Origin of the sequence: Mycobacterium xenopi, assembly GCF_009936235.1 — a bacterium.
Lineage (GTDB): Bacteria > Actinomycetota > Actinomycetes > Mycobacteriales > Mycobacteriaceae > Mycobacterium > Mycobacterium xenopi.
The window spans coordinates 208,304-232,240 of sequence record NZ_AP022314.1 but is presented as its reverse complement, the minus strand read 5'-3'; the positions used below and the strand labels follow the sequence as shown (position 1 = coordinate 232,240).

Below are 23,937 nucleotides of genomic sequence, written 5' to 3'. Positions count from 1 at the left end.
GCGTGTGGGGTTCCGTGCTGGGAATGGTGGTGCTGTTGGCACTGAATCCCGTGCTTTTTGGCCTCATCCTTCTTTTGATCTCCCGGCCTCGACCAGTGCAAAACCTAATCGTTTGCTGGATCGGTTGTTTAATTACGAACATTCCCGCGCTATTAGTTCCGCTGTTGATGCTGCACGTTATGCCAGTGTTCAGATCTACTGCGCAACATTTGGCCACCGCGGGCCCCAACTCCACCACTCGTCATGTTCAACTCGGCATGGGTGTACTTGCGTTATCGATATCCACGCTGATCATCGCCCGCTCCAAGGCGCGTCGGCGCGAACGTGTGCCCACCCCGGTTGGTGAGGCCCCGACCGGGATACCTAATCCGACTCCACCAGCCCTCGTCGCGCAGCCGCAGCGCTCACACCAAGACAAGTCGGCAACGCGCCGAACCGCACTCCGGCGCCTAGTCGACTACTTGAATAACGCATGGGAAAACGGATCGTTGTGGGTCTCGCTGGTGGCCGGCATGACGTTCTTGCCAGGGCCTGTCGTAGTGCTACTCGTCGACACCACCATCGTGGCCACAGGGGCCCCGATCGGCACGCAAATCGTCGTTGTCATCGCGTTCGTCATCGGAATGTTTACAGTATTCGAAATCACGCTCGTTGGTTACCTCCTCGCGCCAGCGAAAACCCAAGCACTGCTGCGGCCACTGCACGAATGGGCGCTGGCGCATCGTCCCCTGATTCTGGCAGGCATCACTGCAGTCGTGGGGGTATCGCTGTTGGCCAGGGGCGCAGGCATCACCTGAGCTTGGCTGCTGATGACCCCCTAGAATTCTGGCCGCCGACTCCAGGGATTTAGATCCGAACCGAAACGGTTTCTTCAGGAACCACTCCGACACCCGGGTTACCAATGTGTATGTACCCGCGTATCAATTGTGAATGCCCAAACGGTATGAACGGCCAAGGTACTCTTCGGGCCATGTGGAGCGCGGTGCTGGCGCTAGGACTTCTAGCGGGGCTGGATCCGATGCGTTTCGGCATCACCCTATTGGTGATCTCCCGATCACGGCCCGTGCAAAACCTTTTGATCTACTGGCTCGGCTGCCTGAGTGCGTTCATTCCCACGGTGGCGGTGCCGTTGACGCTGCTACACCTCATACCAACGCTCAAGACTTATGTGCATAGTTGGGCAACGGACCCCACGGTCCGACTTATCCAATTCTGCGTGGGTTTACTGGTGCTATCTGTAGCCGGGCTAATGACAGCCCGCCTCTGTAAGCGTCGGCGTGCGCACCTGTCGGCGCCAACCGACAACAGCTCGGCCTTGGCGGACACGCATGAGCCAACCCCTATTTCGCTGCTGCTAAGCCGCGCGCAAGATGCGGCCGTTGAGGGCGGGTCTGTCATCCGCCGGGTATTCCGCCGCGCCTACGATGCATGGGAAAGCGGAAGTTTGTGGGTTGCGCTGTTGATCGGCATAGCATTTGGCGGAGTAGCACCTGAGCTGGCTCTCATCGCACTTACTCTCGTTGTCGCCTCGGGAGCGGCGATCGGCGCGCAGGTCGTCGCAGCTATCTTGTTTGTCGTCGGAGTACTAGCGGTTGTAGAGGTTGCCCTGGTCAGCTACCTGGTCGCACCGGCGAAGACAGAAGCCTTACTGCGACCACTGCAGAGCTGGGCTCTGATCCACCGTCAGCACCTCGTTATCGGCATTCTCACAGTGGGAGGAATTTCCTTGATGGCCAGCGTCATCCGAAGCAGCTGAGGGGAATCTAGCCCGGTTATAGCTTTCCCTAACTCTGCTCAGCAGCCGGAAGCGAAGTGGTCGGCAACTCCCAGGTTTCTGCTCTTATCGTGCCGGTTTGATAAGTAGGCCCTGGCCCGTGGGCAATGCGCAGATCGGAACGCCCAGTTCGCGTGCCACGCAATCCATAGCACGGCGTTGTTCGTCGGCTCCGCCGAAGGCGTAGTCGTCCAGCAGGACAAAAGCTCCAGGGGAGAATCGCGGCCAAAAAAAGCGCAGGGCGTCGACCTCTGGCGCAGCACAATTCATGTCGAGATGCAGGAAAGCCACGGTGCGCGCGTCGACCTGACCGAGCGTTTCTGGGACCGCGCCCACGATGATGCGCTGATTACGCCACTGCGCGAAGTTGGCCCGAACGCTGTCTGCAGAGCTCGCATAGAACCCGTAGCGTAGCCATCGTTTGCTCTTCTTCAGTGCCCTAGTACCTTGCTCGGCGGCTGTCAGGAAGCGCGGGTCGAGTCCGGTGAAGGTGTCGAGCAGATAAAACATCTTACCCAACCGATCCCAGTCGAGGAACTCCATCACTGCACTGCTCAAAAATCCATAACTGACACCGCACTCGACGAAATCACCGTCAAGCCGACTGGCATTACTTGCTGCCCATAGCCCGATGTGCACGCGCCATTGCCAACGGTAGAAGTCCTGACCACCGAGCGCTTGCACGCCACGCTGATAGGCGCGTTGGAATTCGGGGTCGTCGACAAATGCGTGGCGGTGGATGCTAATCAATCCGTCGCTGGCGTAGGCGTCAGGCAGCAAAGTGCGCAGAACCCGGTATGAGGCGTGCCCAGGTACGCGTACCCCCCACCGCGCGAGTCGCGTCCTGACCGACCGCCAGGTTGCCATGGGTTTCTCCTATGTCAAGCCGCTGCCCTTTGGCAAGGCGCTTGACAGTTTGTTGTGGTCGGTGCGCAGGTGGCCGAAGACGACGCAGGCCAGGCGGCGCTTGAGGCAGCGTAGCGCTTTGGGGGTGGAGCTACCTTGGCCGGCCCACATCAACGCCTCGGCGTGCCCCGCGGTGATCGCGGTGTCGGTCTTCTCGCCAAGCTTGCGACCAGCCTCGTTGACCGCGACGAAAGTGGGCGTGCGCTTGTGTACATCGGCTCCAACAACAACCATGGTGGTTGCCTCCTTCAATGTGAGGTGACGGTTGGGCCGGTTCACCGGACACGTCTCAGTGGCGGCGATGCCACGCTCCTATTAAGTCACGCCGGCCGATCCTTGACATCTGACGCTGGCAAACCCGGGGACGCCAACCCCAGGGGCGGCACCGACCCTATGAGCCGGACACCAGATCATCAGAATCCAACCACCGCCATTAGTGGCACTATCACCCTGACACTGACGGGAACCCTAGCATCGGGTGTCGGCCAGAGCGGTTCGTTAGCGACCGAATTTCAATCTCGTAGTCGTCGACCGCGGCTGGCGTCGCGAATCCCAAATCCGCCGACGTCGAGCACGCATCAGCTAACCTCTGTCTGATGAACACAGAGGACGTCTACGGGGTCGTGCCGCGTTACCGGATCTAGCTTCCACGGTGCGCGATAGGCGAATCCTCGGTTTTCGGAGGCTGATCAGTGCCAGTCCACATACGTCGTACAAGCGGATCCTGTAGCGATCACGCATCCACCGGTCCGGATAGTCGACTCTCCCTCGTCGACCAGGCCTTGTTCGCTGGACATCGCGCCGCCGGCATCAACCTGGTCATCCAGTGCGTCTGGATTTACGAGCATCCTGTCGACTTCGATGGGCTAACGCGTTTCCACCGCAATCTCGGTTACGGAATGCTGGGCCGGCGCATCGAAGTTTCGCCGCTTCCGTTTGGCCGACCTCGATGGGTCCTTGATCGAGAACCGTCGGACATTGACATCGCTCAGTGCGCTCGCCCGCGCGCTGAGGTCGGCGACTGGGCCGATGAATGCTCGCAATCGCCTATCGATCCGGAACGGGGGCCCGGCTGGCATCTCAGTGCTCTTCGGCTCACAGACGGCTCAACCGCCGTAAGTCTTGTGCACTCACACTATCTCGCGGACGGTCTCGGGCTTGCCCTCACGATCACCGACGCGGTTCTTGGGAACACTCGCGACCTTGGCTACCCGCCACCACACTCACGTACCCGACGGCGGGCGGTGCTTCAGGATGCCCGCCAAACAGCCCACGACGCTCCTGAGGTTGCCCGCGCGCTGCTTGCGGCGGCAAGATTGGCCCGAAAGCAAGCGCGCGTCCGGCGCGGACGTGCCCGATCGCCACTGCCGCGACCGGTGGCACTCGGTAGCGGCGACCCCGACGACGTTCTCGTCGTCGTACCCGCTGTGTCGATCCACGTCGACTCGGCTGATTGGGAGGCTCGTGCACAGGCTCTCGGCGCAACAGGGAACACGCTGGTGGCTGGGTTCGCCGCGAAGTTCGCTGAGCGCCTAGGACGTCGATGCGCCAGTGACGGTGCGGTCACCCTGCACATACCCATCAACGTGCGCACGGAAGGCGATACGCGGGCGAACGCGATGTCGATCGCGACCGTCCGCGTCGATCCGACGCGACTAACGACGGATCTGCGTGACATTCGCACAGAGATCAGGCGGGCCCTGACAACTTTGCGCGAGGCACCTGACGAGTCGTTGCAGTTGCGCGCGCTTATCCCGTTCATGCCAACGCGAGCGCTGAAACGGATGGTCGATGCGGGCTTCACTGACCCCGATGTCCCCACGCTTTGCTCTAATCTCGGCGACTTCGGCCCGCTGGTGTGCCGCCTCGACGGCACCGACGGTGAGCTGGTCATGACGCGATCGATTGGGCAACGCGTGACCCGACGGTGGCTCAATCAAGTGGGCGGCCAAATGACTCTTCAGTGCTGGCGCACTGGCGGCACTAAGATCTACATCACGGTCAACGCTTACCAGCCGGGTGCTGAGAACACCAAGCCCGCGTTGCGGGAGCTTGCCGCCCGTACGTTAGCCGAGTTCGACTTGACGGGCAAAATCGACTGACAAATACGTTGTGGCACAAGAGCGTACCAATTGATCGCTACCGTCCAGGCGACCGCAACTCACGTTTCGGCGGAGCAACCCGCCTGGTCTGTACGAGCTGGGCGTTATCACGAGGGTACTCGAAGAACCCTTGCTGGACAACGTATTCGACTCACAGTAGATACTGGCGTACGTTACGGCTCGCCTCGCGAGGTCACTGGCGACGCCTTGGTGCTTTGCGGACGTGCACCGCTTCGAATCTTCGCGGCCCCAGCTCGGCCTGAGAGTCAAGCTCGTCAGTGCTGGAGATTTCTTCTACCAAGATCGAATGTCTGCCCATTCGCAAGCTAAGACCGCGAACGGTTGGTGCGTCGAAGAGGTCGCGCACAGCGAGCTCAACATCCATCGCTTCGCTGATCGCGGCGACTGCGCGCATCGCAGAAAGCGAATCGCCGCCCAAGTCGAAGAACGACTCATCGACCCCGACTCGGTCCACCGCGAGAATCTGGGCGAAGATGTCGGCGAGGATCTCCTCCACGAGATTTGCCGGCTCACGATGCCCATCGCCACTGTCCAGCGCTGCACCGTCACACGGTTCATTCGCGGGGAGGCGCTGACTGGCGTCATGCAAATCCATCGACGACAACGGCCGGGTGGGATCGGCGGTCATAGCGGCCAATATTGCTTTGAAACGCCCCATCAGGATTTCGATGCTGGCAGCGTCGAAAACATCTGTGCGGTATTGGACGCGAAGGTCCAGTTCACGGCCTGGGACGGCTTGCACCGCAAGCGGATAGTGGTAATAGTCCCGGACCGTAAGTTGAGTTATGCCCACACCGTCGACGCTCGAGATGTCGGCGGTGTCGATCGGGTAGTTTTCGTAGACCAACACCGTGTCGAACAATCGGTCGTGACCGGTGATGCGGTGGATGTCGCTGAGCGGTAGATGCTGGTGCTCGAGGGTGTCGTTGTGGGCGCGTTGCAGTTGGTCGAGCAGGCCTGCGGTGGTGGTTGTCAGCGTGATGCGGGCGCGGACCGGCACGGTGTTGATCAGTAGGCCCACCATCGATTCCGCGCCGGCAACTTCGGCGGGCCTGCCCGAGACCACTGCACCGAAGACGACATCGTGGCGCCCGGTCAGCCACATCAGCAGTTGCGCCCAGGCGGCCTGCAGCACGGTGTTGACGGTGATGTGGCGTGATCGCGCCAATTCGGTTACGGCACAAGTGGTTTGCTCAGGCACCAAAAATGATTCGACGTTTCGCCGCCCGAGCCCTAATCGATCCGGCGGGCCCACCAGGGTGGGAGTGTCAAACCCGTCGAACACCTCGCGCCAGACTGCGCGGGCGTCATCGAGGTTTCTACCGGCCAGCCAGGTGATGAAGCTGCGATACGGCGGCGGCGCCGTCAAGCGCCGACCGTAGTAGGTGGCGAAGATCTCGCGCAGCAGGACGGGCACCGACCAACCGTCGAGCACGATGTGGTGATTGGTGATCACGAACCGGTGCTGGTCTTCTGCGACGCGGATCAACGCCGCCCGAAAAGCCGGCTGTTCAGTGAGGTGGTAGACCGCGGCACGTTCAGCGGCGCATATTCGCTCGATCTGGTCGTCGGCATCGGCGCCGTTGAGGGCGATATAGCTCCACGGGGCCACCGGCTCGGCCGGGATGACCTGCACCGGTTCGTCGAATTGTGGACAGAACCGGGCCACCAGGTTGGGGTGCCGATTGACCACCGTCTGCACCGCTTCGCGCAGCCGGTGCGGGTCGAGCGGGCCGGGGATGGTGAAATCCAGCTGTACCGCATACGCATCGTCGTCGCTTCCCTTGGCGGCGCAGGCGTGAAAGAGCAGCCCGCGCTGCAGCGGGGTCAACGGCAACACGTCGGCGATCCCGTGGCGGCGGTGCAGCTGGTCGATCTGCTGCTGGCTCAGCCGGGCAGGCACAATATCGGACGGCGTCAATCCGCCGCCCCCGGCGCGCACATGGGCGCAGATGCCGCGCAACGCCTCGAACCACAGCCTGCTCAACCGGCTGACCTGGGTGTGGTCGAGCACCGAGGGTGCCCATGTCCAGTGGGCATTCAGCTGCGGCCCAGCCTCGGTGTCGAGGGTGCCGGCGTTGAGCTCTACGGTGTGCGGCAACGGCATCGGTATCGCCGCGGCGGCTCCCGTCAACGACCAGCCGTCCTGGCAGACCTGCCAACCGGCGTCGGGCAGCTCACCGGCCGACGAGCCCAGCCGGCCCAGGTAGTTGAAACCCACGGGCGGGTCGGACGCGGCCAGGTCGATATCGGGATTGAGGTAACGCAAAAGACCGTACGTCAGGCCGTCGGGCAGGGCCCGCAGCTGTTCCTTGGCGTGCTTGATCAGCGTTCCGAGCGCGGCATCACCGTCGACTACTTGCCCCCAGTTGAGCGGATCCAGCGCCAGCGACACCGGATATTTGGTGGTAAACCAGCCGACGGTGCGCGACAGGTCCACATCCGCGCCCAGCTCCTCGTGACGGCCATGGCCCTCGACGTCGATGCCGATCGGTGCGCCGTCGGCACCCACGAATTGGGCCACCGCCAACCCGAACCCGATCAACAAGATGTCGTTGACCCCGGCATGAAATGCCGCCGGCACCGCACCCAGCAGCATCCGGGTGGTCTCGGTGTCCAGCGACGCCGACAAATGTCCTGCCGCAGCGAAGGTGTCCACCACAGGATGTAGCGCCGGCAATGCCGCGGGGGTCGTTGCCACCTGCCGCCACGCCTCAACTGTGCCTACGACGTCGGGACGACGCGCGTGCTCGACCAGCAGGGCCGACCAGCGGGCAAACGATGTCCCGGTCGCCGGCAGCACCACAGGCTGCCCGCTGTGGTGCTGGGCCCAGCCAAGATTGAGGTCTTCCACCAGGATTCGCCACGACACTCCGTCGACGGCCAGGTGGTGAATCATCAGCACCAGCCGATTGGCAGAGGCCACCCACAAAGCACTGAGCATGGCACCGGCGGCCGGGTTCAACCGCGACCGCGCCTGGGTCAGCGCCTCATCGGACAGCGCATCGACTTTGTGCAGGCACTCCCGCGCATCCACGGAGCCCGGCTCCGGCACGGTGAGCAGCCAACCCCCGGCGCCGTCGTCGTCGACGCGTGCCCGCAGCATGGCATGCCGGTCCAGCAACGCCTGTAACAGCAGCACGACGTCGTCCTCGGTGGCCCCCGCCGGGGCCTGCAGCAGCATCGTCTGGTTGAACTGCGCCACCGGGCCGTCGACGCTGGCCAGCCAGCGCATGATCGGGGTGGGCGCCACCTGGCCGATGCCCTCGTCGGCCGAGGCGCCGCCCTCGTCGACCACCCCGACGATGCGGGCCAGCCGCGCCACGGTCTGCTCGACAAAAATGTCGCGCGGCTTTAGCAGCAGGCCCGCCGCACGTGCCCGCGCCACCACCTGCATGGACAAGATGCTGTCGCCGCCCAGCTCGAAAAACGAATCATCACCGCCGACCCGCTCCACACCGAGCACCTCAACGAAGATGCTCGCCAGAATCTGCTCGATCGCATCGGCGGGAGCGCGGTACCGTTCGGTGTCCTGGTAGTCCGGCGCGGGCAGGGCCCGTACGTCGAGCTTGCCGTTGACCGTCAACGGTAAGGCCTCCAGCCGCACTACCGCCGCCGGAACCATGTAGGTGGGCAGCCGCTCGGTCAGCTGTTCGCGAATCCGGGCGGGGTCGGCGGTTCCGGTCACATAACCGACGAGCCGTTTGTCGCCGGGCCGGTCCTCGCGGGCGATCACCACCGCCTGCTGCACGCCCTCTAGTGCGCTTAGCGTCGCCTGCACTTCGCCGAGTTCGATGCGATACCCGCGGATCTTGACCTGCTCGTCGGCGCGCCCCACGTACTGCAGCTGCCCGTCAGCGCCCCAGCGCACCAGATCCCCGGTGCGATACATGCGCGCCCCAGAACCGCCGAACGGACACGCGACGAACCGCGATGCCGTGAGGGGGCCCCGGCCCACATACCCATACGCCAGCCCCGCCCCGGCCACGTACAACTCACCGACCACACCGGCAGGCACCCGGCGCAACGACCTGTCCAGCACGAAGAAGCCCAGGTGCGCCAGCGGCACCCCGATGGGGCTGGCAGCGCTGTCGACGTCGACGTCACTGATCTGCCGGAAGGAAGCGTGCACCGTCGTCTCGGTGATGCCATACATATTGATGAGACGTGGCGCTCCCGGATGCTTGTCCAGCCACCCGCTGAGGCGGCGGGGTTCCAGTGCTTCACCACCGAAGACCACCGTTTCCAGCGCCAGTTGCCCGCCCGGGTCGGGCTGCAGCGCGTCGGCGGTTTGCAGCGCGTAAAACGCCGACGGTGTCTGGCTCAGCATGCTGACCTGCTCGGCCACCAGCAACGCGTGCAAATCCTCGGGTGAGCGCACCACCGAGTCTGCGACCACCACCAGGCGCCCGCCGTGCAATAGCGCCCCGAAGATCTCCCACACCGAATAGTCGAATGCCAGCGAATGCGCCTGCGTCCACACCTGCCCGGCCGCCAGCTCCAGCCTGGCATCCAGCGTCGCCAGCAGCTGGGTCACGTTGCCATGCGCGATTGCCACCCCCTTGGGCGCACCGGTGGTTCCCGAGGTGTAGATCACGTATGCGATGTCCTCGGGCGCCGGCACCGCAACCGCAGTGGCGGGCTGGGCGTCGATGCTGGGGTCGCCGATATCGACAACCGGCAGTTCATGCTCGCTGAGACGCCCGGTCAGCTCGGCGGTGGTGATCGCCGCGATCGGCGCGGCATCAGCGAGCATGAACGCGATCCGCGCCTGCGGGTGCGCCGGGTCGATCGGCAGATACGCCGCGCCCGTCTTGAGTACAGCGAGGATCGCCACGATCGCCTCGGCGGTGCGCGGCAACAACAGCGCGACACACTGCCCGCGCCGCGCACCGTGCGCAATCAACAAGTGCGCCAACTGGTTTGAAGCCTTGTCGACGTCGCGATAGGTCCATGACCGCTCACCGCAAACCAGTGCCACGGCATCGGGTGTGCGCGCCACCTGGGTGGCGAACAATTCAGGGATCGACGATGGCCGGCTCGACGACCGCGTCAATACCGCGCGGTTACCGATCTGATCCAGGCGCGCAAGCTCGGCTTCGTCAAGCAGGTCGATCGACGAGAGCCGACGAGCCGGATCTGCGGTCAGCGCGGACAAAACGCGGTGCAAGCGTCCGATCAGCACCTCGATGCTGGCCGCATCGAACACGTCGGTGCGAAATTCCACTTCCCCGGCAATTCCGGCGGGCTCGCCGGCCTCCGACCAGTATTCGGCCAGGGCAAACGTGAGATCCATCCGGGCGGTTCGGGTGTCCACTGGCAGCGGGGTGACCTCCAGATCACGCAGGGGCACCGTGGTGGCGGGCTCACTGGTGTGCCGGGCGAAGTTCTGCCAGCCCAACACGACCTGCACCAACGGAGAATGGGTCAGGCTGCGGGTGGGGTTTAGCCGCTCGACGAGCAGCTCGAAGGGCACGTCTTGGTGCTCGTAGGCGGCCAGGCTGCGCGCCCGCACCTGGTCCAGCAGCTCAGCCACGGTGGGATCACCGGCTAGGTCGACCCTTAGGACCAGGGTGTTGACGAAGAATCCGACCAGCTCGTCGAGTGCCGGGTCGCGGCGCCCTGCGATGGGAAACCCGACGGCCACGTCAGGGCTCGCGCTGAGCTTGGACAGCAGCACCGCGAGGGCGGTCTGCATGACCATGAAACTGGTGGCGTTGTGCTCGCGGGCGACCCGCGCCATCTGCTGCTGCAGCTCGGCGGGCCAGTTGACGGCCAACCGGGCGCCGCGGTGGTCGGCCACCGGCGGGTAGGGCCGATCGGTGGGCAGTTCCAGCCGCTCGGGTAGGCCGGCGAGCGCCTGCTCCCAGTAGGCCAACTGCGCGGCGATGCGGCTCTGGCTGTCGTCGAGGTCTCCGAATTGCGCACGCTGCCAAAGGGTGTAGTCGACATACTGCACCGGCAGCGGCGCCCAATCGGGAGCCCGACCCGCGCATCGGCTGGCATAGGCCACCCCTAGATCGCGCATCAGCGGGGTGATCGACCAGCCGTCGGCGGCGATGTGATGCAGGGTGGCCACCACCACGTGCTCGTCGTCGGCGAGCTTGAAAAGCTTTGCACGCAGCGGGATTTCGGCGGCCAGGTCAAAGCGGTGACATACGGCGGTGTCGATCGCCTCATCCAGGCGGGTTGCCGACCAGTCGCCGGCGTCGACGACATCCCAGCCGAAGTCGGCCTGCTCGGCAGGGACCACCAGCTGCTGCGGTCTCCCGTCGACCGACACGAACAGGGTGCGCAGGCTTTCATGGCGACTCACCACATCGGCCAGTGCCTGGCCCAGCGCCTGGGCGTCGAGCCGACCGCGCAGCCGCAATGCCACCGCCATGTTGTAGACCGGTGAAGGCCCCTGCAACTGGTCGATGAACCACAGCCGCTGCTGGGAAAACGACAACGGCACCACAAAAGGGCGCTGCACCGGCCGCAACGGCTCCAGCCCGCCTGCGTCACCGACACCGATACGCGGTGCGAGCTGGGCAACCGTCGGCGCCTCGAACACCGCGCGCACGCCAAGACCCGCGTCGAAAACCTGGTTGACCGCGGCGACCAAGCGCGTCGCCGACAATGAATCACCGCCGAGGTCGAAGAACGAGTCGTCAACGCCGACCCGGTCGACGCCGAGGACCTGGGCGTAGATGCCGGCCAGGATCTCTTCGGTGGGGGTGGCCGGGGGCCGGTATCGGTCTGAGTCGGTGTATTCCGGCGCGGGCAGGGCGCGGATGTCGAGTTTGCCGTTGACGGTCAGCGGCAGCGCGTCCAGTCGCACGACCGCGGACGGGACCATGTAGCCCGGCAACCGCTCGGCCAACTGGGCGCGGATGCCGGCCGGGACGGCGGTTCCGCTTACATAGCCCACCAGGCGCTGGTCGCCGGGGCGGTCTTCGCGGGCGATCACCGCCGCCTGCTCCACCCCATCGAGCGCAGCCAGTGCGGATTGGATTTCGCTAAGCTCGATGCGATACCCGCGGATCTTGACCTGGTCGTCGGCGCGGCCCAGATAGTGCAGCTGGCCGTTAGCACCCCAGCGCACCAGATCCCCCGTGCGATACATCCGCAGTCCCGGGCCGCCGAACGGGCAGGCCACAAACCGCGACGCGGTCAATCCGGCACGGCGCAAATATCCATATGCAACGCCGCGGCCGGCCACGTACAGCTCGCCGACCACGCCCACCGGCACCGGGTGCAACCATCCGTCGAGCACGAACAGCGCCGCCCCCGGCACCGGCGAGCCGATCGGCACAGCCCATCCCGGCGTCAATGGCTCACTGATGGCCACGCACATCGTGGTCTCAGTGGGCCCGTAGGCGTTGATCATCATCCGTCCGGGCGCCCAGCGCTCCACCACCTCGGCTGGGCAAGCCTCCCCCACGACCACCAACGCTGTTGACTCCAACCCCTGCGGTGACAAAGCCCTGACCGCAGACGGGGTCTGGGTAAGCACACTGGCCTGTTCAGCAACCAGCACCTCGTGGAAGTCGTCGGGCGACCCCGCGATCGCTTCGGGCACCACCACCAGCCGCCCCCCACCTAGCAGCGCACCGAAGATCTCCCACACCGACACGTCGAACGCCAGGGAATGACTGTGCGACCACACCCCCGCCGCCGGCAGGCCCGCATCCAGCGACCCCAACAGTTGGGTGACGTTGTGGTGGCTGACCGCCACCCCCTTGGGTGTGCCAGTGGTACCCGAGGTGTAGATGAGGTAGGCGATGTCTTCGGGCGCCGGGCCCGGCAGGTCGGTGCCGGGCTGGGTTTCGACAGCGGGATCGTTGACATCAATGACCAGCAGGCCGTGGTCGTCGAGCCGGGATCGCAGGTCCGCGGTGGTGATCGCAGCGATCGGCGCGGCATCGTCGAGCATGAATCTGATGCGGGCAGTCGGTATCACCGGGTCGATCGGTAGATAAGCCGCCCCGGTTTTGAGCACCGCCAGCATCGCCACAATCGCCTCAGCTGAACGGGAAAACAGCAGCGCCACACAGTTCCCGGGCCTCGCACCGTAGCCAATCAACAAGTGCGCCAACCGATTAGAGGCATTGTCGAGCTCTCGGTACGTCCAGCGGCGCTCACCGTAGACCACCGCCACATCCTGCGGGGCACGAGCGACCTGGGCGGCGAACAGGACCGGAACCGACATCGGCGTGGTCGCCGGCTGGGTCACCACCGCCCGGTTGCCGATCTCATCGAGGCGAGCATGCTCAGCCCCATCGAGCACATCGATCGACGACAACCGCCCAGCCGGGTTGGCGGTCAGTGCCACTAGCACCCGCCGCAACCGCTCGATCAGCGTTTCAACGCTGGCCGCGTCGAACACATCGGTGCGATATTCCACCTCCCCGCAGATCCCCGCGGGTTCGCCGGCCGAGTTCCACTTCTCCGCGAGGGACAACGCCACATCCATGCGCGCGGTACGCGTGTCCACCGGCAATTGGCTCACCCGTAGATCACCCAAGGCCAGCTCGGCGGCCGGGTCAGCGTCCTGCCAGGCCAGCATCACCTGCACTAACGAGTGATGTGTCAATGACCGAGACGGGTTGAGCCGGTCGACGAGCACCTCAAACGGCACGTCTTGGTGCTCGTAGGCGGCCAGGCTGCGCACACGCACCTGGTCCAGCAACTCGGCCACGGTGGGATCGCCGGCGAGCTCGACCCGCAGCACCAAGGTGTTGACGAAAAATCCCACCAGCTCGTCTAGGACAGGATCGCGGCGCCCGGCAATCGGAAAGCCAACCGCCACCTCGCTGCTGGCGCTGAGCTTGGCCAGCAGCACCGCCAGGGCGGTCTGCACCACCATGAAGCTGGTCGCGTGGTGCTCCCGGGCGACCCGCGCCACCCGCTGCTGCAGCTCGGCCGGCCAGCTGATCGCCATCCGGGCGCCGCGCTGATCGGCCACCGGCGGATAGGGCCGATCGGTGGGCAGATCAATGCGTTCGGGCATGCCGGCCAGCATCTGCTCCCAATAGGCCAACTGGGCGGCGATCGGGCTGTCAGGATCATCAAGATCACCCAGCTGGGCCCGCTGCCACAACGTGTAATCGGCGTACTGTACCGGCAGCGGATCCCAATCGGGGGCCCGTCCCCGCCGCCGGCTGGCGTAGGCCACATCCAGATCACGCCCTAACGGGGTGATCGACCAGCCATCGGCAGCGATGTGGTGTACCACCGCCACCAGCACATGTTCGGCGTCAGCGATACGGAAAAGCCTTGCCCGCAAAGGGATCTCGGTCGCCAGATCGAAACCGTGCCGCACCGCGATGTCGATGACCTGCTGCAGCTGGCTTTCCGGCCACCCGGTGGTGTCAACGACGTCCCACCCGAAGTCGGCATGCTCGGCCGACACCACCACCTGTTGGGGTGTCCCGTCGACCGCCGGGAACAGGGTGCGCAGGCTTTCGTGGCGGGCCACCACGTCGGCCAGCGCTAGGCCCAGCGCGGAGGCATCCAGCTGCCCGCGCAGCCGCAAGGCCACCGCCATGTTGTAGGCCGGTGAGGGCCCGTGCAACTGCTCCAGGAACCACAACCGCTGCTGGGCAAACGACAGCGGGACTACTTCAGGCCGCGCGACTGCCACCACTGGCGCAAGCCGATGTCCGCCGTCGACACCGATACGCCGGGCTAGCTGAGCAACGGTGGGCGCCTCGAAAACTGTACGCACCGCAAGCCCGGCGTGCAGGCCGGCGTTGACTGCGGCCACTAGCCGCATCGCCGACAGCGAGTCCCCGCCCAGCTGGAAGAATGAGTCGTCGACGCCGACCCGTTCGACGCCGAGCACCTCGGCGTAGATGCCCGTCACCAGCTCCTCGACCGCGGTGGTCGGGGCACGATACCGACCGGCATCGCTGTATTCGGGTGCCGGCAGGGCTCGTTTGTCGAGTTTGCCGTTGACCGTCAGCGGCAGCGCGTCCAAGACCACCACCGTGGCCGGAATCATGTACTCGGGCAAGCGCGCAGCCAACGCAGTGCGCGCGGCGGCCGGATCAACAGTCCCGGTGACATAACCCACCAGGCGTTTGTCGCCGGGGCGGTCCTCGCGGGCGATCACCACCGCCTGTTCCACCCCGGCCACCGCGGCCAGAGCTGCGCGCACCTCGCCGAGCTCGATCCGATACCCGCGGATCTTGACCTGCTCGTCGGCGCGGCCCAGATAGTCCAGCTGCCCGTCAGGACGCCAACGCACTAAATCCCCGCTGCGATACATGCGCGCCCCAACACCGCCGAATGGGCAGGCCACAAACCGCGACGCCGTCAATCCGGAGCGCCGCCAGTACCCGCACCCCAGCCCGGCGCCGGCGATATACAACTCCCCCACCACGCCGGCCGGCACCGGCCGCAACCACCCATCCAGCACGAAAAAGCCAAGGTGCGCCAGCGGCACCCCGATAGGACTGGCGTTGCTGTCGACGTCGCTGTTGACGACCTCCCGGAACGAGGCATGCACGGTCGTCTCGGTGGTGCCATACATGTTGACCAGCCGCGGTGCTCCCGGGTGGTTGTCCAGCCATGGTCGAAGACGCGGCGGTTCAAGCGCTTCCCCGGCGAACACCACCGCCTGCAGCTTCAGCTGTTGCCCCAGCTCCGGCTGCAGTCCGTCGGCGGTTTGCAGCGCATAAAACGCCGACGGCGTCTGGCTCAAGATGCAGACTTGTTCGCTGACCAGCAAGGCATGGAAGTCTTCCGGCGAACGTGCCACCTGCTCTGGCGCCACCACCAGCCGGCCCCCATGCAGCAGCGCACCCCAGATCTCGCACACCGAGACGTCGAAGGCCAACGAATGCCACTGTGACCACACCTGTCCGTCCAGCTCCAGGCTGTTGTCCAGGGATGCCATCAGCTCGACGACGTTACGGTGGGTGATCGCCACACCTTTGGGGACGCCGGTGGTGCCCGAGGTGTAGATCAGGTAGGCGATGTCATCAGGCGACGGCGGCGGGGGAGCTGTGTGCGGATAGGTCCGGAGGCAGGGGTCGTTGACGTCGATCACCTGCAGACCACGGCCGTGCAGCCGGTCGGCCAGGTCCGTGGTGGTGATCGCCGCGATCGGTGTGGCGTCGGCGAGCATGAACTCGATCCGGGCCGTAGGCACCACCGGGTCGATCGGCACATAAGCCGCGCCGGTTTTGAGCACCGCCAGGATCGCCGCGATCGCTTCGGCCGACCGGGAAAACAGCAGCGCCACCCGCTGCCCCGGGCCCACCCCACGGTCGGCCAGCAGGTGTGCCAACCGGTTGGCGGTCTCGTCGAGTTCCCGGTAGGTCGTCGAGCACTCACCACAGACCACGGCCACCGCGTCGGGGTGCGCGCGACTTGTTCGGTGAACATTGCTGGAATCGATACCGTCGCGGTGGCGGGCCGGGCCGACACGGCCTGGTTGCCCCATTCATCGAGGCAGGCTAGCTCAGCAGGCTGCAACACATCGATCGACGAGAGCCGCCGCCCCGGATCGCTGGCCATGGCAGCCCACACCGCCTGCAACCGCTTGACGAGTGTTTCGATGCTGGCGGTGTCGAACACATCAGTGTCGAACTCCACCCGCAGGCCCAGCTCACTGCCGGGAAAGGCTTGCACCGCAAGGGGATAGTGGTTGTATTCGCGGTTGGTGAACCCGGTGACGGTCAACCCCTCCCCGCTCGCTAACGCGGCGGTGTCTAGGGGGTAGTTCTCGAACACGAACAAGGTGTCAAACAGCTGGTCGTGGCCACTGACCCGGTGAATCTCGGCAAGTGCCAGGTGCTGGTGCTCCAGGGTGTGGTTGTGGGTGCCGTGCAGCTGGTCGAGCAGCCCGCTGGTCGTGGTGGCCGCTGTGACGCGCGCGCGCACCGGCACCGTGTTGATCAACAAACCCACCATCGCCTCGGCGCCAGCCACCTCGGCCGGCCGGCCCGACACCGTCGTGCCAAACGCGACATCCTGATGGCCGGTCACCAGCATCAGCAACTGCGCAAACCCGGCCTGCAACACCGTGTTGACGGTGGTATGACTGGCGCGCGCCAACGCAGTGATCGCCCGGGTGGTCTCAGCCGGCACCCGAAACAATGCCACGCCTCGGCGCCCCCGTCCTGATCTGCCCGGCGGGCTCACCAGCGTCGGGGTGTCAAAACCATCGAACACCTCACGCCACGCGGCGCGGGCAGTATCAAGATCACGACCGGCCAGCCAGGCGACAAAGTCGCGATAAGGCGCGGGTATGGGCAGCCGCTGCCCCTGGTAGCCGACGAACATCTGTTGCACCACGATCGGCAGCGACCACCCGTCGGCCACAACGTGGTGGACGGTCACCACGATCCGGTGCCGCTCGTCGCCGATGCGAATCAGCGCGACCCGAAACGCCGGCTGCTCAGCCAGATCACGCACCGCGGCCCGCTCGGCCGCGCACAGCCGCGCGATCTGTTCATCGACGCCGCCACCATCGACTTCGACATAGCGCCACCCCGGCGCGGGATCGGCCAGGATGACCTGCACCGGCTCGTCGAACTGGTCGCAGACTCGGCTCACCAGGTTCGGATGCCGGCTCACCACCAGCTGGACGGCGGCGCGCAGCCGATCAGGGTCAAGCGGGCCCGCCACCGCAAGCTCCAACTGCAACACATACAGGTCGTCGTCGCCCTGTGCGGTGCTGGCGTGAAACAGCAGTCCCTGCTGCAGCGGCGTCAACGGCAGCACGTCAGCGATCCGGTAGCGCTGCTCGAGCTGGTCGATCTGCTGCTGGGTCAGCCGGGCCGGCGCCACATCCGACGGCGTCAACCCGCCACCACCGGCACGCACAAGCGCGCAAATACCGGCCAAGGCCTCAAACCACAACCGGGCAAGCCGGCTGACCTGGGTTCGATCAAACACTGAGGGTGCCCACGCCCAGTGGGCGTGCAGGCACGGGCCGGTGTCGGTGTCGACGGTGCCCGCGTTGAGATCCAGGGTGTGCGCCAGCGGCAGGGGCAAAACGGTGGCGGCGGTCAACGACAACGCGTCCCCGCTGACCCGCCACAGCCCATCGGAGCTCTCGGCCGTCGACACACCCAGCCGCCCCAAATAGTTGAACCCGATCGGCGGGTCGACCCCGGCCAGGTCAACGTCAGGGTTCAAATACCGCAGCAAACCATAGGTCAGACCATCGGGCAGGCCGGCCAGCTGCTCTTTGACGGCTTTGACCACCACCCCCAGCGTCGCCTCGCCGCCGACGACCTGCCCCCACGCCGGCGGGGTCACCGTCAACGCCACCGGGTATTTGGTGGTAAACCAGCCCACCGTGCGCGACAGATCGACATCGGGGGCCAGGTCCTCCTGGCGGCCATGACCCTCCACATCGATCCCGATCGGCACACCGTGGTGGCCTAAAAACTCAGCGAGCGCCAGCCCGAACGCGATCACCAAGATCTCGTGCACTCCGGCGTGAAACGCCGCCGGCACTCACCGAGCAGCATCCGCGTGGTCTCGACGTCCAACTCCTGCGAAAGGCGCCCAGCCGTGGCAAACGTGTCAACCTCAGGGCGCACCGCGGGCAGCACTGGGGACGCCGCCGCCACTTGGCGCCACACCTCGGCCTGGGCCACGACATCGGGATGGTGCGCGTACTCGGCCAACAGCACCGACCAGCGGGCAAACGACGTCCCCGACACCGGCAACACCACAGCCTGGCCAGCGCAACGTTGAGCCCAGGCGGTGTTGAGGTCATCCAACAGAATCCGCCACGACACCCCGTCGACAGCCAGATGGTGGATGAGCAACGCCAACTGGCCCGTCGAGGCCACCCACAGCGCGGTCAGCATCACCCCGGCTGCCGGATCCAGCCGCGAGCGCGCCTCTATCAGCGCCTCATCAGACAACACCTCCACGATGTGCAGGCACCCGAGCGCATCGACCGACCCGGCCTCGGGCACCTCCAGCACCCAACCCCCAGCGCCATCATCAACGACGCGGGCCCGCAGCATGGCATGCCGATCCACCAACGCCTGCACCAACACCACCACATCGGCCTCGGAAACCCCCGCCGGAGCCTGCAGCACCATCGTCTGGCTGAACTGCTCCACCGGCCCCCCCATACCGGCCAGCCAGCACATGATCGGAGTCGGCGCGACTGACCCCACACCCTCATCAACCGGCCCCTGGACACCATCGGCCACCTTGGCCACCCCAGCCAGCCGGGCCACGGTCTGCTCAACAAACACATCACGCGGCCGACACAGCACACCAGCGGCACGAGCGCGCGCGGCCACCTGCATCGACAAAATGCTGTCCCCGCCCAAATCGAAAAACGAGTCATCGACACCGACCCGCTCGAGCCCAAGCACCTCGGCGTAGATGCCGGCCAAAATCTCCTCGGTGGGAGTAGCCGGGGCGCGGTAGCGGTCGGTGTCGGCGTATTCCGGTAACGGCAGCGCGCGTTTGTCGAGTTTGCCGTTGACCGTCAACGGCAACGCCTCCACCACCACCACCGCGGCCGGAATCATGTAGCCCGGCAGCCGCTGGGCCAGCTGCTCGCGAAGCCCGGCCGGATCAACGGCCCCGGTCACATAACCCACCAGGCGCCTATCACCGGGACGGTCCTCGCGGGCGATCACCACCGCCTGCTCCACCCCCTCCAACGCGGCCAACGCCGCCTCCACCTCGCCCAGCTCGATGCGATACCCGCGGATCTTCACCTGCTCATCGGCGCGGCCCAGGTATTGCAACTGCCCGTCGGCGCCCCAACACACCAAATCCCCGGTCCGATACATCCGCTGCCCCGGGTCACCGAACGGGCACGCCACAAACCGTGACGCGGTCAACCCCGCCCGCCGCCAATACCCCGCCCCCAGGCCCGCGCCGGCGATATATACAACTCACCGACCACCCCCGCCGGCACCGGACGCAGCCAGCCATCCAGCACGAAGAATGCGAGGTGCGCCAGCGGCACCCCCACCGGGCTGCCGCCGCTGTCCACATCGGCGGCGACGATCTCGCGGAATGACGCGTGCACCGTGGTCTCGGTGGTGCCATACATATTGATCAACCGTGGCGCTCTCGGATGGTGGCCCAGCCACGGCCGAAGACGCTGCGGTTCCAGCGCCTCCCCGGCGAACACGACGGCCTCTAGGCTCAGCTGCTTGCTCAGTTCCGGGTGCTGCGTGTCGGCGGTTTGCAGCGCATAGAACGCCGACGGGGTCTGGCTCAATACGCTGACTTGCTCGGCAACCAGCAAGGCATGGAAGTCTTCGGGAGAGCGGACCACCGAGTCGGGCACCACCACCAGCCGGCCACCGCGCAACAGGGCACCCCAGATCTCCCACACCGACACATCAAACGCATACGAATGCCACTGCGACCACACCTGCGGAGACGCGAGTTCGTCGTGCACTGATCTCAGCAGGGCGATCACGTTGTGGTGGGTGATGGCCACGCCCTTGGGGACGCCGGTGGTGCCGGAGGTGTAGATCAGGTAGGCGATATCGTCCGCCGCTGGCGGCGGCAACGCGGTGGCGGGCTGGGCATCTAGCGCTGGATCGTTGACGTCGATTACCGCGAAGTCGTGTCCGTCCAACCGTGAGCGCAGCTCGGCGGTGCTGACGGCGGCGGTCGGGGCGGCGTCAGCGAGCAGGAGCTCGATCCGCGCGGCCGGATGCGCGGGGTCGATGGGCAGATAGGCGGCCCCCGTTTTGAGCACCGCCAGAATCGCCACGATCGCCTCGGCCGAGCGCGGCAACAGCAGCACCACACACCCCCCGGGACGGGCGCCGTGATCAGCCAGCAAGTGCGCCAACCGATTCGACGCATCATCGAGCTCGCGATACGTCATGGCGCGGTCTTGGAAGGTCAACGCCACCGCATCCGGGCGCTGCGCCACCTGCGCGGCAAACACCGCCGGAATCGACTGCGGCGTGGCCGACTGCCCAGTCAGCACCGCCCGATTCGCCCACATGTCCAAGCGCTCGAGCGCAGTCCCGTCGAGCAGATCCACCGACGACAACGGCCGGCTCGGGTCGGCGGTCATCGCGGCCAGCACCTGCTGCAATCGCTCTGCCAGCTCGGGGACGTCGAAGTTCGACAAAGGCTGCCCAGCACCGGCCGTGCTCAACGCGAGCTGGCCGTTGTCGTTCAAGAAGAACAGTCCGAAGTGGTTCACGCGACCGAAGCGAGTCACCATCCCGGACGCGGGAGCGTCGCCAAAAGGCACGAGGGTTATCGACGGGACGAAGTTGACACCTACCCTCTGTGACACGTGTCTCGGACCGCTGGCCTGCGCTTTGCGTTCCAGAACATGCACGGGGAACCTTTGGTGCTGCAGCGCTTCGCGTATCCGCGTGTCGACATGCTCACAGAAGCCGGCGACCGTCGATCCCGGCGAAACCGTCAACACCAGCGGGACAAACCCGGAGACCATCCCCGGAAAGGTCGCCGACTCGGGAGTCGTTCGTCTGCTGACAAAGAAATCGAGCACCACTTGTGAGCGCTCTGCGCACCAGGCCCGTACTAACAGCGCGCATGCCGCGGTAATGACCGACGAGCGGCGCATGCTCAACGCGTTAGACAACTCGTGAACGCGATCAACGATCCCAGGGTCTAATTTGACCGAGTCGGAAACCGAGGATTCGTCGCGCCCGTCCTCCGAGTGTGTGACGCCATAATGCGACGCACTTTCCGGTGGTAGGTTTTCACGCCAATACGCTAAATCCTCGGAGTAGTTCTCAGAAGCCTCGTATTCTGTTTCCCAGGAAACCAGCTCTTGCAGCGAACCGAAGAAGGTGGGCGCTACCGGTGTACCGGAAATGAGCGCGGAATAGACGGCCGCCACCCGATTGGCGAAAAGCACCGTCCCGAATCCGTCGGTGACAAGATGGTGAAAACACAATAACCAGTAGAACTCGTCCGTCGCGGTGCGGAATAATGCGAATCTGAATAGTGGACCTGTGGGCGGCATCGGCGTGCGCCGGATGGATTCAGCGAAGCGGTATGCCTCCTGAATAGGATCCGGAAAGTGCCTGAGGTCGTGAAAGGGAACCTCGATCGGCGGATCCTCAAGCGCTCGTTGGAAAACCTGGCCATCCGTCTCGAAAACCGTCGCCCTGACCGGCTCGGCCTCTGCTACGGCCCGCCGTACTGCCTGTTCGAGGAGTTCGGGCACTACTTCGCCCTGGATTACGGCGAACGCGACGATGTGCCAGTCAGGATCGAAGCGACCGGCCTCCTGCGCAAGCCATATATCCAACTGTCCGCGTGTCAGCGGATGCGCGTTCTCGTCAAGCTCCATTGAACTCCCAGAACCCGGACGGTTTAGTTTTCGGTAACCGGTTGTTAGTTATCGATACCCCGGCTCCCTGCCAGCCTCTCACGCAGACTCTTCGGCCGTATATCCGTCCAATTCTGTTCGACGTAGTGCAGACATGCAGCACGGCCTGCTTCGCCGTACACCACTCGCCAGCCAGCTGAAACATCAGCGAACGGCCACAGGCTGTGTTGCTCCTCGTCGTTGAGCAAGACGAGAAAGTTACCGTTGTCGTCGTCGAACGGATTGATGCCCACTGGTTCCCCCAGACCGTCTACTTGACACGCGTGGAACTTGTCAAACCTTACTGTTGTCCAATAACTTCGGTCCTGGCTTTGGAAAAAGTTACGGTGTGTGAGCCATGACACAGCTGGGCTATTGGTGCAAGTTATGGGGTTCGGCGCCGATGTTGCCGCTGTGCCCTGCAGCAACGGCTTTGTTGGTGGCCTTCAGGCAAGCCAGCGCAGAGTGACAATACTTTTGTAGCGCCTCATATTTCCGCGGCCGAGCGCAACCTCGGCGGCTACTGCGCCTCAACCCGCATCGACCCAAGGTCTCAGCCTGCGCCGATCGCTCCGTCATCGTGGGTCCGTTCGGGGCCGGCCCGGGCAAGGCCTGACGCAGCAGTCCGAGGGCGCTACTCGGTCCTAGATGCGATCGCGTTCCCGTTCGAGTTTCCCTAGGCCGGTAATCTCCAGGCTGACCGACTTCCGCTGGCCGGCAGCGCCCAGCATGAAGACGATGTCGCTTAAAGGCGCGCCGAGCCAGAATCTCCAGAAACGCTTGCTGAAGGGCATCCATACATAGCGACCGTCTGCAAGCAACCAATAGAATGCAATGGCCGTGAAGTAATACCACAAGCGCTTCCAGCGTCCAGGAATCATCTCGATATTCATTTCCATGATCTCGAGGCCCCAAGCGCGATAGCGCCATTCTAGCTGGTAGCGGCGCTGAAACTCGTAGAACGCGCGCATTTCGCTGCTGGTGACGAGGTACTCGTCAAAGACCAGGATGGATCCTTCGACGAATCGATCCTTACAGGTTTCTAGCGCGTGCAGGCAACTTTCATATGTATCCAAATCCATGTGGAAAAGCCGGATCGGAGCACCGGGCCGTTCGGCTAGAAATGGCGCCAACGTGTCATAGGTGCTGCCTTTTATGAACTCGACGTTACGGCCGAGCGCGTCCGGCACGCCGTCGTGCAACGTCACGCCGGTATCTCGGACAAAACGTTGTGCGAGCGGTTGTGACAGCGAAAAAGATCCCCGCTTGAGGACGGTTAGGTCTTCGAGTTCCCAGTCTTCTACCAGTCCGGAAAACGTGTCGAAGCCGTATACCGTGCGGCCGCAAACGTCAGATATGAGCCTTGTCGACCAGCCGATCCAGACTCCTAGATCGAGCAATAATTCCTGAGCATTATCAATGCTCGCTGCGGGCAGCTGTGCTGCTTCCCACAATAGGGTGTGACTTCGGATACGGTGTCGCCGGAGATTTGAGATGGTGCCCCTGATAAACGCACGATATTCGGGATCGTAGGTGTCGATGTCGCGGGCGTATAAGTTGGGAATGTAGCGGTCACGACGCGGATAAACCAAGCGTGCGCATAGCAGCAACACTACAAATAAACCGAGTGCGACGGCGATGACCGGAACGAAGCAGCAGGCGATGGCCACGATGACTGCGATGCCGACGAGAACTACTTTCCAGACACGATGAAGGTTCGTCCGATCAACCGCGCGTCCATCGACGACCACACCCACCCGCTCACCTCCCAGTCATCGGCCAGAGTAACCAGATGCGCATCAGCCGAACGTGTTGACCCTGACTCGGCGCTGTGGCACCGC

General features: G+C 64.7%; 7 protein-coding genes and 2 pseudogenes. 3 read left to right on the top strand and 6 right to left on the bottom strand.

Annotated elements, in window-relative coordinates; all coding sequences use genetic code 11:
* Positions 1-23 precede the first annotated feature (23 nt).
* Both MYXE_RS00915 and MYXE_RS00910 read left to right on the top strand, forming a co-directional pair.
* Complete coding sequence (locus MYXE_RS00915) at positions 24-797, top strand: GAP family protein (protein WP_050947608.1); 774 nt, start codon at positions 24-26, stop codon at positions 795-797.
* A gap of 173 nt (positions 798-970) precedes the next feature.
* Positions 971-1,756 (top strand): GAP family protein, encoded by a 786-nt coding sequence (locus MYXE_RS00910; RefSeq protein ID WP_039889315.1) that lies wholly within the window; start codon positions 971-973, stop codon positions 1,754-1,756.
* An 84-nt stretch (positions 1,757-1,840) separates the two neighbouring features.
* On the opposite strand, the gene MYXE_RS00905 is transcribed toward MYXE_RS00910, so the two are convergent.
* Together MYXE_RS00905 and MYXE_RS00900 are read right to left on the bottom strand one after the other, a co-directional pair.
* Positions 1,841-2,641, bottom strand: a complete 801-nt coding sequence (locus MYXE_RS00905; protein WP_039889303.1) for a TylF/MycF/NovP-related O-methyltransferase — start codon at positions 2,639-2,641, stop codon at positions 1,841-1,843.
* Between the two features lie 141 nt (positions 2,642-2,782).
* Positions 2,783-2,932: pseudogene (locus tag MYXE_RS00900) on the bottom strand (IS110 family transposase); the annotation flags it as partial.
* A gap of 440 nt (positions 2,933-3,372) precedes the next feature.
* On the opposite strand from MYXE_RS00900, the gene MYXE_RS25165 reads away from it, so the two are divergent.
* Positions 3,373-4,782 carry a condensation domain-containing protein gene (locus MYXE_RS25165; protein WP_039889302.1) on the top strand — a complete coding sequence of 470 codons (1,410 nt, stop codon included), beginning with the start codon at positions 3,373-3,375 and terminating at the stop codon, positions 4,780-4,782.
* A 193-nt stretch (positions 4,783-4,975) separates the two neighbouring features.
* Here MYXE_RS25165 and MYXE_RS00890 read toward each other — a convergent pair whose 3' ends face one another.
* The 4 genes and pseudogenes from MYXE_RS00890 to MYXE_RS00870 form a co-directional block, all read right to left on the bottom strand.
* The gene (locus tag MYXE_RS00890) at positions 4,976-16,237 is read right to left on the bottom strand and encodes an amino acid adenylation domain-containing protein (RefSeq protein WP_462931602.1); all 11,262 of its coding nucleotides are present in this window, start codon (positions 16,235-16,237) and stop codon (positions 4,976-4,978) included.
* Between the two features lie 29 nt (positions 16,238-16,266).
* Positions 16,267-22,078 (bottom strand): annotated as a pseudogene (locus MYXE_RS25410) (amino acid adenylation domain-containing protein); the annotation flags it as partial.
* A 44-nt stretch (positions 22,079-22,122) separates the two neighbouring features.
* Entirely contained in the window at positions 22,123-22,350 is a 228-nt protein-coding gene (locus tag MYXE_RS00875; RefSeq protein ID WP_003920657.1) for an MbtH family protein, read from the bottom strand.
* Positions 22,351-22,740: 390 nt separating this feature from the next.
* A complete protein-coding gene (locus tag MYXE_RS00870; protein WP_085197325.1) occupies positions 22,741-23,853 on the bottom strand; it encodes a class I SAM-dependent methyltransferase in 1,113 nt (370 codons plus the stop codon).
* Between the last annotated feature and the right edge of the window lie 84 nt (positions 23,854-23,937).

Coding starts and splice junctions, on each gene's coding strand:
- MYXE_RS00910 (WP_039889315.1), top strand. CDS start 971: ATGTGGAGCGCGGTGCTGGCGCTAGGACTTCTAGCGGGGCTGGATCCG.
- MYXE_RS00890 (WP_462931602.1), bottom strand. CDS start 16,237: ATGGGGCAACCAGGCCGTGTCGGCCCGGCCCGCCACCGCGACGGTATC.
- MYXE_RS00915 (WP_050947608.1), top strand. CDS start 24: ATGGTGGTGCTGTTGGCACTGAATCCCGTGCTTTTTGGCCTCATCCTT.
- MYXE_RS00905 (WP_039889303.1), bottom strand. CDS start 2,641: ATGGCAACCTGGCGGTCGGTCAGGACGCGACTCGCGCGGTGGGGGGTA.